Annotated in this window: 1 protein-coding gene; it reads right to left on the minus strand. The window is 55.7% G+C overall.

Features of this window, described 5'->3' with window-relative positions; translation table 11 throughout:
- Positions 1-758 (minus strand): ABC transporter substrate-binding protein (locus tag ACR0C6_RS21695; RefSeq protein WP_480621210.1); only part of this gene is annotated, 758 nt, incomplete at both ends.

Genomic DNA, 758 nt, shown 5'->3' on the forward strand with positions numbered 1-758 from the left:
GCGTCTCATACATGAAAAGCAAGGGGGCAGCATCTGCATATATTTCCTGCATTTCAGCATACTGGGCCGCTCTTTTTTCGGCGTCGATTTCGGTTGCCGAAGCCTCAAACAGAGCGTTGAATTCCGCGTTTTCCCAACCAGTACCGACCGCATTGGCCGTAGGTGTATGACCCAACCAGCCTACGACCTGGCTGGGGTCGTTTACGTCGTTCACCCAACCATAGGTGTGGATGTCAAACTCACCCGAGCGGTTCTTGGCGCCACGTGTCGGTCCATCCACCTGTTCGACTGACAGGTTTATCCCCAACGGAGCCCACATTTGCTGAAGAGCCGCAAATATTGTGCTGTCATCCGCAGAGCCAGCCAAAGTCGTAAAGGTGATTTCGGTTCCTGGCGCTACGCCGGCCTCGGCGATCAGAGCTTTCGCCTTGTCAAGGTCGTAGGCATACAACGGATCAAGATTTGCGGAAAGCTGGGTCGCCGCCGCCATCAAAGGCGACGTCATTGGCTTGCCGGCGCCTTGCAGCACAAGCCCGATCAGTGCCTCTTTGTTGGTGGCATAGTTGAGTGCTTGCCGTACCCGAGCGTCTGACAAAGGGTTAGGCGATCCGTCAGCACGGGTTTCACGCGTGTTGATCGGCGAATATATGATCCGTGTGGACGGATAGAGGTTCATGTTGATCGCTTGGTCTGCTTCAAGCTCCGGCACACGTGAAAAGGGAATGAACTCGGCGGCATCCACCTCACCGGCCAGAAGC

The sequence above is a fragment of the Ruegeria sp. AL12 genome (genome assembly GCF_056540885.1).